Source organism: Acidimicrobiales bacterium, assembly GCA_040219085.1.
Taxonomy (GTDB): domain Bacteria; phylum Actinomycetota; class Acidimicrobiia; order Acidimicrobiales; family JAVJTC01; genus JAVJTC01.
Genome location: JAVJTC010000011.1, coordinates 17,890 through 28,903, shown reverse-complemented (window position 1 = coordinate 28,903; position 11,014 = coordinate 17,890). Strand labels below are relative to the sequence as shown.

General features: G+C 69.4%; 12 protein-coding genes. 9 read left to right on the top strand and 3 right to left on the bottom strand.

Annotation, left to right across the window (positions count from 1 at the left end):
• Positions 1-88: 88 nt before the first annotated feature.
• Positions 89-1,303, bottom strand: coding sequence for a BMP family ABC transporter substrate-binding protein (locus RIE08_05230; protein ID MEQ8716994.1), 1,215 nt, complete (start codon positions 1,301-1,303; stop codon positions 89-91).
• A 247-nt stretch (positions 1,304-1,550) separates the two neighbouring features.
• On the opposite strand from RIE08_05230, the gene RIE08_05225 reads away from it, so the two are divergent.
• The 3 genes from RIE08_05225 to RIE08_05215 are packed head-to-tail and all read left to right on the top strand — an operon-like array spanning position 1,551 to position 4,151.
• Positions 1,551-2,165, top strand: coding sequence for a helix-turn-helix domain-containing protein (locus RIE08_05225; protein MEQ8716993.1), 615 nt, complete (start codon positions 1,551-1,553; stop codon positions 2,163-2,165).
• Positions 2,155-3,291 carry a ferritin-like domain-containing protein gene (locus RIE08_05220; protein MEQ8716992.1) on the top strand — a complete coding sequence of 379 codons (1,137 nt, stop codon included), beginning with the start codon at positions 2,155-2,157 and terminating at the stop codon, positions 3,289-3,291. Before RIE08_05225 ends, RIE08_05220 begins: the two co-directional genes overlap by 11 nt.
• Positions 3,288-4,151: an enoyl-CoA hydratase-related protein gene (locus RIE08_05215; protein MEQ8716991.1), complete on the top strand. Its 864-nt coding sequence runs from the start codon at positions 3,288-3,290 to the stop codon at positions 4,149-4,151. The genes RIE08_05220 and RIE08_05215 overlap by 4 nt, the downstream gene beginning before the upstream one ends.
• Before the next feature lie 20 nt (positions 4,152-4,171).
• On the opposite strand, the gene RIE08_05210 is transcribed toward RIE08_05215, so the two are convergent.
• Positions 4,172-4,747, bottom strand: a complete 576-nt coding sequence (locus tag RIE08_05210) for a hypothetical protein (protein ID MEQ8716990.1) — start codon at positions 4,745-4,747, stop codon at positions 4,172-4,174.
• 153 nt (positions 4,748-4,900) lie between these two features.
• Between RIE08_05210 and RIE08_05205 the strand changes: the two genes are divergently transcribed.
• Positions 4,901-5,701 carry a metallophosphoesterase gene (locus tag RIE08_05205; protein ID MEQ8716989.1) on the top strand — a complete coding sequence of 267 codons (801 nt, stop codon included), beginning with the start codon at positions 4,901-4,903 and terminating at the stop codon, positions 5,699-5,701.
• 156 nt (positions 5,702-5,857) lie between these two features.
• On the opposite strand, the gene RIE08_05200 is transcribed toward RIE08_05205, so the two are convergent.
• Positions 5,858-6,904, bottom strand: a complete 1,047-nt coding sequence (locus RIE08_05200) for a PHP domain-containing protein (GenBank protein MEQ8716988.1) — start codon at positions 6,902-6,904, stop codon at positions 5,858-5,860.
• A gap of 52 nt (positions 6,905-6,956) precedes the next feature.
• Here RIE08_05200 and ychF point away from each other — a divergent pair, with 52 nt between their 5' ends.
• The 5 genes from ychF (at position 6,957) to RIE08_05175 (ending at position 10,985) form a co-directional block, all read left to right on the top strand.
• Positions 6,957-8,030 (top strand): redox-regulated ATPase YchF, encoded by a 1,074-nt coding sequence (gene ychF, locus RIE08_05195; GenBank protein MEQ8716987.1) that lies wholly within the window; start codon positions 6,957-6,959, stop codon positions 8,028-8,030.
• Between the two features lie 99 nt (positions 8,031-8,129).
• Positions 8,130-8,459, top strand: a complete 330-nt coding sequence (locus tag RIE08_05190) for a DUF192 domain-containing protein (GenBank protein ID MEQ8716986.1) — start codon at positions 8,130-8,132, stop codon at positions 8,457-8,459.
• Positions 8,456-9,277: a 16S rRNA (cytidine(1402)-2'-O)-methyltransferase gene (rsmI, locus tag RIE08_05185; protein MEQ8716985.1), complete on the top strand. Its 822-nt coding sequence runs from the start codon at positions 8,456-8,458 to the stop codon at positions 9,275-9,277. The genes RIE08_05190 and rsmI overlap by 4 nt, the downstream gene beginning before the upstream one ends.
• A 38-nt stretch (positions 9,278-9,315) precedes the next feature.
• On the top strand, positions 9,316-9,687 hold the full coding sequence (locus RIE08_05180; protein MEQ8716984.1) for a hypothetical protein: 372 nt from the start codon (positions 9,316-9,318) through the stop codon (positions 9,685-9,687).
• Positions 9,688-9,758: 71 nt separating this feature from the next.
• Positions 9,759-10,985: a DNA recombination protein RmuC gene (locus RIE08_05175; GenBank protein ID MEQ8716983.1), complete on the top strand. Its 1,227-nt coding sequence runs from the start codon at positions 9,759-9,761 to the stop codon at positions 10,983-10,985.
• Positions 10,986-11,014 lie beyond the last annotated feature (29 nt).

Sequence of the window (11,014 nt, the reverse complement as noted above, 5' to 3'; positions counted from 1 at the left end):
TTCCTCACAGGTTGCTACCGAAACGCACGTGGGGCCGGACATTAGTCCGGCCCCACGATGTCATGCTGGTTCAGCCCTACTCAGGTCATCAGAGTTCGGCTGGGACCACGATGTCGCCCGCGATGATCTGGGCCTTGTAGTCCTCGATCTGCGGGAGGATGTCGTCGATGAAGCCACCGGAGGTGCTGACATCGATACCACCGCTCTCGAGGTCGAATGCGGTGAAGCCTCCGACGAACTCGCCGGCCACCTGCGCCTCGATCGTCGCGTAGACGGCGTTGTCGACCCGCTTGAGCATCGACGTCAGGATGTACTCCTGGACCTCGGGGTCAGCCGTCAGGTACTGATCGGAGTCCACACCGATCGCCCAGACCTTCGAACCCTCGGCCTCGGAGTACTCACGGGCGGCCTCGAAGAGGCCACCACCGGAACCACCGGCGGCGTGGTAGATGACGTCAGCGCCGCTCTCGTACATGGACGTGGCGATGACGCGGGCCGAAGCGGGATCGCCGAAGCCGGAGTCGTCCGGCGGCTCGGAGATGTACTGGACCTGCACCGTGATGGACGGGTCGACCGCGGCCACGCCGGCCTCGAAGCCGGCCTGGAACTTCTGGATCAGGCCGATGTTGACGCCACCGATGAACCCGACGTTGCCGGTCTCGGACTTGAGCGCGGCGGCCACGCCGACCAGGAACGAGCCCTGCTCCTCGGCGAAGGAGATCTGGGCCAGGTTGTCCGGGGCATCGGGCACGAACACGTCGATACCGGCGAAGTTCGTGTCGGGGTTGTTCTCCGCCACGGTGCCGATGGACTCGGCGAACAGGAAGCCCACGCCGAAGACGAGGTTGGAGTTCTCCGCGGCGAGCTGAAGCAGCTCAGGGCGGTTCGAGCCGTCAGGGTTCGGGGTGGCCTCGTTGAACGAGATGCCGAAGTCCTCGACGGCGCGGTCCACGCCGGAGGCGGCCGAGTCGTTGAACGACTGGTCGCCACGGCCGGTGGTGTCGAAGACGAGACCGATCGTGGTGTCGCTGCCGTCCATCATCGGCTCGTCGCCGTCGTCGGAGGGCTCTTCGGTGCCGTCGTCGGAGGGCTCTTCGGTGCCGTCGTCGGTGGGTTCAGCGGTGCCGTCGTCGGAGGGTTCTTCGGTGCCGTCGTCGGAGGGCTCTTCGGTGCCGTCGTCGGATGGTTCCGTGGTGCCGTCGTCACCGCCGGCCGAGGTGTCGTCGTCGTCGTCGCCGCAGGCCGCGGCGATGAGACTGAACGCCAACAACAGCCCGAGCAACATCATCAATCGCTTGCGCATTCGTTCTCTCTCCTTCCACACGGCGGCGGTACAGCCGCGTGGACGTCAATATGTGTAGTTGGGTGACCGTAGTCGCCGAACGAGCAGTTCGTCGGTCGCAGTCGCCCCTGTCACATGGTCGTCACACGCCTGTCACGGCACGTGTGGGCGATGGTGGAGAGGGCGGTAGCGGCCACGGACGCTGGACCGGTGGGATAACGAGCGTTATCGTCGCCATGTGAGCGCCCCGGGTCCAGGGTCTTCTGTCATGATCGACCAGACGGCCACGTCGCCGGACGGGCCCGGCGACGACCTCGGTGTCTCCCTGGTTGCAGCGGCCGCGCAGCTTTTCGCGGAACGCGGCTACGAGCGGGCCGGCGTGGCCGACATCGCCGCCCGCGCGGGCGTCACCACGGGCGCCATCTACTCGCGATTCGACGGGAAGGCGGCGCTGCTCGCGGCAGCGGTGGACGCCAACCTCACCCGAGACCTCGCTGAACTGGTACGCCTCGACCTCGAGCCCACCGAGATCCTCACCCGTCTCGGCGAGGGACTCGTCAGCGGCGACGTGGGGGCCAACTCCCTCCTGCTGGAGGCCTTCGCCCTGGCCCGGCGTGAACCTGCGTTCGCCGACCTCCTGCGCCAACACGTCGATGAGGCGGGCCGACGCCTGGGCGACCTCGTCGAGCGGGCGAAGCTCGCCGGCACGGTCGACGTCACGGTCGACACGGCGGCGGTCGTGGCGTTCTCGCTGTCACTCGCCTTCGGGTCGGCACTCATCGCCAGTGTCGGCGTCGCCACCCCCTCCCACGACGGGTGGGACCAGCTGATCGGCCGGCTCGTCGCGGCCACCGCTGCGGCCGGGGGTGACGATGCGACGTAGCGACGCCGAGATCCTCGGCCGTGCCTGCGTCGACGACGTCGACGCGATCGTCGCCGCATGCGAGACCGCCGCCGGCGACGGGGCCGGTCTGCACGCTGTTGCGGATCCGGCGCCCGCGACATTCACCTGGGACTACGACAAGGGTGCGAGGCCCCGGCTCGACCGGCTCTACGAGAAGGCGAAGGTCTCGCAGTGGAACGCGTCGACCGATCTCGACTGGTCCATCGAGGTCGACCCGACCACCATCCTCGGTCAGATGGAAGAGGAGCTGCCTCCCACGCGCGACGACATCGCAGGTGACCGGTCCTCGCCGTTGCACAACTGGGGAGACGCCGAGTGGGAGCGCTTCGGTGTCGAGTCCGTCGTGTGGCGGATGAGCCAGTTCCTCCACGGCGAGCAGGGCGCGTTGTTGTGTACAGCCAAGATCGTCGAGACCGTGCCGTGGATCGACGCGAAGTTCTATGCCGCCACCCAGGTCGTGGACGAGGCCCGCCACGTCGAGGTCTTCGGCCGGTATCTCGAAACCAAGCTCGGTGACCGTTACCCGATTTCGCCGCACCTCGGATCGCTCCTCGACGAGATTCTCTCCGACAGCCGTTGGGACATGACCTACCTCGGCATGCAGATCATGGTCGAGGGACTTGCCCTGGCCGCCTTCGGCTTCATGCGGGAGGTCACCGCCGAGCCGCTGCTGCGTGAGCTGCTCCGACTGGTCATGCGCGACGAGGCCCGCCACGTCGCCTTCGGTGTCCTGTCGCTGTCGGAGGTCTACGAGCAGCTGAGCGCCGCCGAGATCCGCGAGCGCCAGGAGTTCGCCTTCGAGGCGGCCGTACGGATGAGGGACCGCTTCCTCCAACAGGAGGTCTACGAACGCATGGGGGTCCCCGTGCGTCCGATGGTGGAGCGGATGCTCGCCCTGCCGCCGGAGCGCCAGGCGTTCCAGCGGATGCTGTTCTCGAAGATCGTCCCCAACTGCTCCAAGCTCGGCCTCCTCGACGCCGGCGACGGCTGGCTACGTACGAAGTTCGGTGAGATCGGCGTGCTCGAGTTCGAGGACTGGCCCGACACCGAGGCGGAACTCGATGCGTTCAGTGTCGGCCCCCGACCGCCGATGAGTCCTCGATGAGCTACGAGACCTTCGAGATCAGGGGCCACGGCGCGGACGGGAAGGTCGCGCACCTCGTGCTGAACCGTCCCGACGAGCTCAACTCGATGACGCCTGCGATGTGGCGTGAGCTCCCCGCCGTCGTGGAGCGCATCTCCGCGTCGGGGCGGGCACGGGCGCTGGTCATCTCGGCCGAGGGGCGCCACTTCTGTTCGGGGATGGACCTGGCGGTCTTCACAGGTTCCTCCGACGAGCCGTCTCCGTTCGAACCGGCCACTGCCGCGAGTGGCGCGGCGCGGGGACTCGCGTTCGCGCACCTGGTTCGTGAACTCCAACATGCGATCTCGACGGTCGAGCACGCGCGGATGCCGGTCCTGGCCGCCATCCAGGGGGGGTGTGTCGGCGGAGCGTTGGATCTCGCGGCCGCCTGCGACATGCGCTACTGCACGACCGACGCGTTCTTCACCGTCCAGGAGACGAACATCGGCCTGGTCGCCGACCTCGGTTCGCTGCAGCGACTGCCCGGCCTGATCGGTGACGGCATGACGCGTGAGCTCGCCTACACGGGACGACGCCTCAGCGCCGACGAGGCACTGCGGCTCGGACTCGTCAACGCCGTGTTCGAGGACCACCGCCGACTCGTCGAGGGTGTGCTCGCCATCGCCGCCGAGATAGCGACGAAGTCCCCGGCGGTCGTGCACGGGTCGAAGGTCGCGGTTCGCTACGCGCGGGACCACGGGGTGGTCGAGGCCCTCGACCATGTGGCGCTGTGGCAGGCGGGGATGCTCTCGCCCGAGGAGATGGCCGAGGCGATGACCGCCCATGCCGAAGGACGCGACGGCGACTTCGCCGACCTCCCACCCGAACGCCCCGTCTTCTGAGGGGATCGCCCGAAACTCGCTCAGTCGAGGACGATGTCGCTCAGCGTCACCAGCGTCGACGCGATCCATCCGCCCATCGCGGAGAAGTGCTTGTCCAGGGTGGAGCCGTCCCCGAGCGCCTCCTCGTCGAGGGGGTAGCTGCCCTCGTAGGTGACCTCGACGGCATGGCTGACCGCGTCGAGTCCGTCCGTGTAGGAGGCCTCGATGGTGGGGCCGGACCGGTCGAGTTCCTCGGTGCCGAGGATGGGGCTCACGGCCGGCATGGCTGCCAGGAGGCGCTGAGGGTCCGGTGGCGAGTCGAGGCTCTGCACACGGTAGGTCACCTCGACGTCGATCCTGGGGGGTTCGTCGATCTCGGTCCCGAGGATCCAGTCCCGGTACGCGGTCTGTGACCAGGTCGTCCAGTCGAGGCGCACGTCGGCGCGTGCCCGGGGAGGTGTGCCCTCGCCCGGCAGCCCGTAGGTGGTCTCCCACGTGATGTCGCCGAGGAGGACGTCGGCCTGGAAGCGCTCCTCGAGAGCCTGGCGTTCGAGGCGGGCCTCTTCCATCGCCACCCGTAGCGCGTCGATCGCGTCGGTGAAGACGTGGTCGAGCATCTCTGCGACCCTACCCGCCTGGACCGACATCACCCGCGGGGAACAGCATCACCCGTCGGGAGGGCATCGTGAGGGCACGGCCCCGACATTGCGAACGCGGGTGGTTGCCGGTGTACTGGTGCACCAGCCGAAGCCGACCCCCCGGACCATCCGATGCTCGTCGCGCAGATCAGTGATCTCCACGTATCGACCGACGGGTCCCTGGTGCGGCGGTTCATGGACACCAACGTGTGTCTCGAGGCGGCCGTCGGCGCGCTGAACCGTTTCGCCCCCCGGATCGACCACGTGGTGATCTCAGGGGATCTGGTGGAGGACGCGACGGCACAGGAGTACGAGATCCTCTTCGATCTGCTCGATCCCCTCGAGATCGATGCGACCCTCATGCCGGGGAACCACGACGACGCCCGACTCCTCGCAAGCCTCGCCCCGCCCCGCTACCGACTGGCCGGGACGCAGGCCCCGCTGCACCAGCAGGTGGACCTCGGCGAACTGGTCGTCCTCGCAATCGACACGAGTCACGTGAGCACCCAGGCCGCCGTGTTCGACGAGTCCCACGTGGCATGGCTCGACGAACGACTGACGGATCTGGCCGGCCGACCGGTGATCGTGTTCACCCACCATCCGCCCTTCGCCACGGGCATCGAGTTCATGGACCGCTTCGGCATGACCCACGAGTCGCGCCGCCTGCTGCGGATGGTCCTCGAGGCCCATCCCAACGTGCTACGGCTGGCGTCTGGTCACATCCACCGGTCCATCCACACATCGCTCGGCGGGGTGCCGGTCAGCGTGTGCCCCTCCACCGCGCACCACATCGGCCTCGGGCTGGACGGGCTGGGCGCCTGGCTGAGCGCGGAACAGCCCGGGTTCCACCTCCACTGGTACGACGGGGAGGCGCTCACCACGCACCTCGCACCCATCGACGACGTCAAGACCTTCGACCTCGGCGACATCTGAGCCGGGGTCGCCTGCCGTCGGGGTGATGGCACCCGACGGCGGGAGGGTCAGGAGTTACGACCCGCGTTCGGCTTGCGGCCGTGGTTGGCCTTGGAGCGGCGGGCCTTCGCCCTTCTCTTCTGCGTCTTCTTCGACATGGGTGCGGAGGGTAGCGACTCAGCCGTGCGATGCCGTCCAGGCGAGGAGTTCATCGGCGTCCATCGTGTTCACGACGGCTGCAGGTTCGACCCCGGCCCGGGTGGCCTTGTCGGCGCCGTACGCGAGCCATTCGAGCTGACCGGGGGCGTGGGCGTCGGTGTCGATTGCGAAGCGGCACCCCCACTGCGCTGCCGTCCGGATCATGTCGTCGGGAGGGTCCAGTCGCTCGGGGCGGCAGTTGATCTCGACCGCGGTGTCGAAGCGGGCGCACGCGGCGAAGACGACGTCGGCGTCGAAGTCACTCGGCGGGCGGCCGCGCCCGACCACCTTGCGGTTCGTCGGATGTCCCAGCACGTCGGTGTGGGGACTCGCCACGGCCGAGACGAGGCGTCGGGTCATCTCGGCGGGCGGCATCGAGAGCTTCGAGTGGACGCTGGCGACGACCAGGTCCAGGCGCGCCAACATCTCCCCCGAGAGGTCCAGCGTGCCATCGGCGAGGATGTCGACCTCCATTCCCGTGAGGATGCGGAACGGTGCCAGCCGGGAGTTGAGCGACTCGATCTCGTCGAGTTGCGCCGCGAGACGTTCCTCGTCGAGGCCGTGGGCGATCGTCAGGCGCGCCGAGTGGTCGGTGACGACGATGTAGTCGCGGCCGAGGGAGGTTGCCGCGTCGGCCATCGCGTCGATCGGCGCGCCGCCGTCGGACCACACCGAGTGCGTGTGGCAGTCCCCGCGGAGCCGGGCGAGTAGTTCCCCGCCCACCTCGGCGGTCACCGTCGAGCGCTCCTCGAGGTCCGCGAGGTACGTGCCGGGTCGACCGAGCACGGCGTCGGCGATGACCGAACCGGTGCTCGGACCGATCCCGTCGACGTCCGTGAGCGTGGCGGCCGTCACCCTCGCCGTCAGCGCGGCGTCGCCGAGGTCGGTGACGATCTGAGCGGCGCGCTGGAAGGCCCGCACCTTCGCCGACGGTGCCAGGGAGCGGTCGAGCAGGTACACGCAGCGCCCGAGCGCGCCCAGCGCCGCCGCCACGGGTCCGGGCACTGCGCTCACGTCGGGGGACACGATCCGAGCCTAACGACGACCCGGGTTCGCACGCCGGTACCCTGCGCGCCTCGTGGAGCGCTTCGGATTCGTCGGTCTTCCCAATGCCGGGAAGTCGTCCCTGTACAACGCCCTGGCGGGAGGCGGCGCCCTCGCGGCGCCCTACGCCTTCGCGACCACCGACCCCAACGTCGGGGTGGCCAAGGTGCCCGACGGTCGCCTGGATCAACTGGCCGAGATGAGCGGGTCGCGCAACGTCGTGCCGGCGAGCGTGCAGTTCACCGACATCGGGGGTCTCGTCGAGGGTGCGAGCAAGGGCGAGGGTCTCGGCAACAAGTTCCTCGCCGGCATCCGTGAGGTCGACGCGATCGTCTTCGTGCTGCGGGCCTTCGACGACGCGGACGTCCCCGGTCCCTCCGATCCCCTGGAGCACCTGCGCGTGCTCGAGGTGGAGCTGAGCCTCGCCGACCTGGACTCCGTCGAGCGACAGATCGACAAGACACGCCGCGCGGCCAAGGGTGACAAGACCCTGGCCCCGGTCGTCGCCGCACTCGAGGCAGCGGAGGCGGCCCTGGGTGAGGGCACGCCGCTGTACCGCAGTGACCTGTCCGTCGAAGTGAAGGAACGCCTCGGCCCGTTCTTCCTGTTGACGAACAAGCCCGTGCTGGCCGTCGTCAACGTGGGCGACGGTGATCTGGACCGCATCGACGAGATCATCGAGCCGGTGCAGGCCGAGCTCGCCGGCGCCGAGGTCGTCGGCATGTGTGTCCAGCTCGAGGCCGAGGCGGCTCAGCTGTCCGCCGACGAACGCGCCGAGATGCTGGAGGGACTGGGGCTCGGCGAAGGCGCCCTGGACCGCTTCATCCACGCCGCCTACCACCGCCTGGGGCTGCGCACCTTCTTCACGACCGGTGAGAAGGAGTCCAGGGCCTGGACCTTCCGGGCCGGTTCGACGGCGCCCGAGTGCGCCGGCGTGATCCACACCGATTTCCAGCGCGGCTTCATCCGCGCCGAGACCATCCGCTGGGACGAACTGCTCGCAGCCGGGTCGTGGCACGCGGCGCGTGACGTGGGCAAGGTCCGTTCCGAGGGCAAGGACTACGTGGCTGCGGACGGCGACGTCATGGAGTTCCGCTTCAACGTCTGAGGTGACGTACGCGGCGGGCGGGGCGGATGACCGAGGTACCGGGCGACGCAGTGACCGCCGACCTGCCCGGGTAGGGCCGAGACGTGTGAGACTTGTGCGATGGCGTGGTTGGTGCGCGGCGACAGGGTGCTCGCGAGCTGCGAGATCGCAGAGCGCTTCGGCGCGCGCACGAAAGGGCTGCTCGGTCGCGACGGCTGCGAGGGGGCGATCCTGTTGACCCCTGCGAGAGGTGTGCACACGTTCGGCATGCGCTTCGCCGTCGACGTCGCGTTCTGTGATGCGGACATGGTCGTCATCGACACGGTCTCGATGCACCGCAACCGCATGGGTCGGCCCAGGCTGCACGCGCGTCACGTGATCGAAGCCGAGGCGGGCTCCTTCGCCCGCTGGGGGCTCGAGGTCGGCGACGAGCTCGAGATCAGACGGTGAGCGGGGTACTCGTCGTCGTCGGCACACCGATCGGAAATCTGGAGGATCTCTCGCCGAGGGGTGCGGCCGCGCTCGCCGCTGCCGACGTCATCGCCTGCGAGGACACGCGGCGTACCGGCCGACTGGTGACGGCGCTGGGGCTCGGTGGAGCGCGCTACCTGGTCGTCAACGAACACACCGAGGCGGACGCGGCTGACGATGTGGTGGCCGAGATCCGCGCCGGCCACAGGGTGGCGCTGGTCACGGACGCGGGAATGCCGGGCGTGTCGGACCCCGGTGAGCGCGTCGTGGCCGCCGTGGCGGCCGCCGGGCTGCCGATGGAGGTCGTTCCGGGCCCTTCGGCTGTCGCGACCGCGGTGGCGGTGAGCGGATTCGGCGGTGGGCGGTTCGTGTTCGAGGGCTTCCTTCCCCGGCGTGGCCGTGCTCGCAGCGAACGTCTCGCCGAGATCGCCGTCGAACGGAGGGTCGTGGTCGTCTACGAGTCCCCGCACCGGCTGGGGGCGACCCTGGCCGACATGGCCGAGGCGTGTGGTGGACGGCGCCGTGTCCTCGTGGCGCGCGAGCTCACGAAGCTGCACGAGGAACTGTGGCGCGGAACCCTCGACGAGGCGCGCGAACACTGGACCGCGGCCCGTGGTGAGGTGGTGATCGTCGTGGAGGGTGCGGCGCCGCCCGCCGAGCCCGACGACGCCGAGATCGCAGCTGCGGTGAGCGCGGAGATCGCCGCGGGGGCCTCGAAGCGGGACGCGGCGCGCGCGGTGGCCGAGCGTCTCGGGGTGGCCCGCCGCCGCGCCTACGACGCGGCACTGGGCGGCTGAGCCGGGTCCCGCGTCGGTCCCGCCCGTAGAATCGGGCCGTGGCGTCCACCGGTCCTGATCCCCGAGACGGCCCCGACGACGGGTCCGGGCAGGACCGCGGCACCGGGCGGATCTCGTTCGCTGACCTGTACGACGAGGCCACGCTGCGCGCGCTCGATGCGGCAGTGGAGGGTCGCCCGGTGGTCGAGCCGCCCCGCGGGGTCGCCGGCATGCCGGCCCTCGCTCTGGCGACGGCACTCGTCAGCGGTGTCCGGGAGGCCTTCGAGCCCGCTGAATCGGAACCTGTTGTGGAGCACGCGGACGACCCCGGCGACGCGCTCGAGCCGGTCACGGTGCTGTTCGTCCCCGGTGACCCCGATGCGACCGTGGCGATCGTGCGGCCCTGGCTGCTGGCGGCGGCCGGGGTCTGAGCGGGTTCTGAGCCGGGACCGCGCGCCGGGCATCCCCGACGCTGTCACACCCCGTCTCTACCGTCGGGGCCATGATCATCGTCACAGTTCTCGCGGTCCTCGCCGCGGTGCTCGTCGCCGCAGCGGTCGCCGCCTTCGTCCTCATGAACCGCTCCCACCGTCGCTCCCTGGAGGACGTGCAGGAGGCCAACCGTGCGGCGCTGGCCTCCATCGCCGCCGACCGTGACGCCGTACTCGCAGCGCTCGATGCCCGCCACGACTTCACCGTCACCGCAGCCGGGTCCGCCGCCGCCGACAAGGCCCTCGAGCTGGCCGGCGCGACTCTCGACGACCGCCTGAAGTCGACGGGGCGTGAGATGGAGCTGCGCCACACCGGCTTCGAGTCGCGCGTCGGCGAGATCTCCGCGGCACTGGAGAAGGTCGGGACTGCCGTCTCACAGCTCCAACGGGAGAGGGCGAGCCAGCACGGCGAGCTGGTCGAGAAGCTGAAGGGTGCGGCCGAGATCACGTCGGCTCTGTCGCTGACCACGGCATCACTGCGCGATGCCCTGGCCCATCCCAAGACGCGGGGCCAGTGGGGCGAGCGCATGGCGGACGACGTGCTGAGGTCCGCGGGCTTCGTCGAGGGCGTGAGCTACCGCCGCCAGACCGCGGGCGCCGCGGGCACCGTTCCGGACTTCACGTTCCTCATGCCCAAGGGCCGGGAGCTGAACATGGACGTGAAGTTCCCTGTCGACAACTACCTGCGTCACCTCGATGCCACCGACGATGCCGAGGCGGAGCAGTTCGCCAAGGCGTTCACGCGAGACGTGCGGAACCGTGTGAAGGAGATCACGACGCGCGACTACATCGATCCGGAGCGCACGGTGGACTACGTCGTGCTGTTCATCCCCAACGAGGCCGTGTACACGTTCCTGCACGAACGCGACAGCGCTCTCGTGGACTGGGCCATCTCCCAGAAGGTCGTTCTGTGCTCGCCGTTCACCCTGTTTGCCGTGCTCGCCGTGGTGCGCCAGGCGATCGACTCCTTCGCGGTGTCGGAGACGTCCGGTGAGATCCTGGACTGCCTCGGGCGCTTCTCGAAAGAGTGGCGCAAGTTCTCGGACCACATCGACAAGGTCGAGAAGCAGTTGGGGACGGTGACCTCGTCCTTCGAGTCGCTGAGCGGCACACGGCGTCGCATGCTCGAGCGTGAGCTCGCCCGCATCGACGACCTGCGTACCGAGCGCGGGCTGGTCGACGACCCCGACGAGACCCTCGTCGCCCGGCCGACGCTGCGCGAGGTCGCCGGGGGCTGAACGACACCGGCGGGGCGTCCGCGGCGCGT

Bases quoted from the DNA above. Each gene is read 5' to 3' on its own strand.
- RIE08_05230 (MEQ8716994.1), bottom strand. From the start codon at position 1,303: ATGCGCAAGCGATTGATGATGTTGCTCGGGCTGTTGTTGGCGTTCAGT.
- RIE08_05225 (MEQ8716993.1), top strand. From the start codon at position 1,551: ATGATCGACCAGACGGCCACGTCGCCGGACGGGCCCGGCGACGACCTC.
- RIE08_05220 (MEQ8716992.1), top strand. From the start codon at position 2,155: ATGCGACGTAGCGACGCCGAGATCCTCGGCCGTGCCTGCGTCGACGAC.
- RIE08_05215 (MEQ8716991.1), top strand. From the start codon at position 3,288: ATGAGCTACGAGACCTTCGAGATCAGGGGCCACGGCGCGGACGGGAAG.
- RIE08_05210 (MEQ8716990.1), bottom strand. From the start codon at position 4,747: ATGCTCGACCACGTCTTCACCGACGCGATCGACGCGCTACGGGTGGCG.
- RIE08_05205 (MEQ8716989.1), top strand. From the start codon at position 4,901: ATGCTCGTCGCGCAGATCAGTGATCTCCACGTATCGACCGACGGGTCC.
- RIE08_05190 (MEQ8716986.1), top strand. From the start codon at position 8,130: ATGGCGTGGTTGGTGCGCGGCGACAGGGTGCTCGCGAGCTGCGAGATC.
- RIE08_05175 (MEQ8716983.1), top strand. From the start codon at position 9,759: ATGATCATCGTCACAGTTCTCGCGGTCCTCGCCGCGGTGCTCGTCGCC.